At 64.3% G+C, this 717-nt stretch carries 1 protein-coding gene; it reads left to right on the forward strand.

Annotation, left to right across the window (positions count from 1 at the left end; all coding sequences use genetic code 11):
* The coding region (locus GQ56_RS46300; protein WP_031403771.1) for a hypothetical protein at positions 1-717 on the forward strand (717 nt) is incomplete at both ends.

The following is a 717-nucleotide window of genomic DNA, read 5'->3' on the forward strand; positions in this document are numbered from 1 at the left end:
CGCCGACGAGAGACCCGTCGACGTGGACGTCGACAGCGAGGTCACCGAGCTATCGGTCGACGAAAGGCCGGTCGACAACGAGGTGATCGAGCTGTTCGCCGACGAGAGACCCGTCGACGTGGACGTCGACAGCGAGGTCACCGAGCTATCGGTCGACGAAAGGCCGGTCGACAGCGACGTGATCGAGCTGGTGGCTGACGACAGGCCCGTCGACGTCGACGTCGACAGCGAGGTCACCGAGCTATCGGTCGACGAAAGGCCGGTCGACAGCGACGTGATCGAGCTGGTGGCCGACGACAGACCCGTCGACGTCGACGTCGACAGCGAGGTCACCGAGCTATCGGTCGACGAAAGGCCGGTCGACAGCGACGTGATCGAGCTAGTGGCTGACGACAGGCCCGTCGACGTCGACGTCGACAGCGAGGTAACCGAGCTATCGGTCGACGAGAGACCGGTCGACAACGACGTGATCGAGCTGTTCGCCGACGACAGACCCGTCGACGTCGACGTCGACAGCGAGGTCACCGAGCTATCGGTCGACGAAAGGCCGGTCGACAACGACGTGATCGAGCTGTTCGCCGAGGACAGACCCGTCGAGGTCGACGTCGACAGCGACGTGATCGAGCTGGTGGCCGATGACAGGCCCGTCGACGTGGACGTCGACAGCGAGGTCACCGAGCTATCGGTCGACGAAAGGCCAGTCGACAACGAGGTGAT

Origin of the sequence: Burkholderia paludis (assembly GCF_000732615.1) — a bacterium.
GTDB lineage: Bacteria > Pseudomonadota > Gammaproteobacteria > Burkholderiales > Burkholderiaceae > Burkholderia > Burkholderia paludis.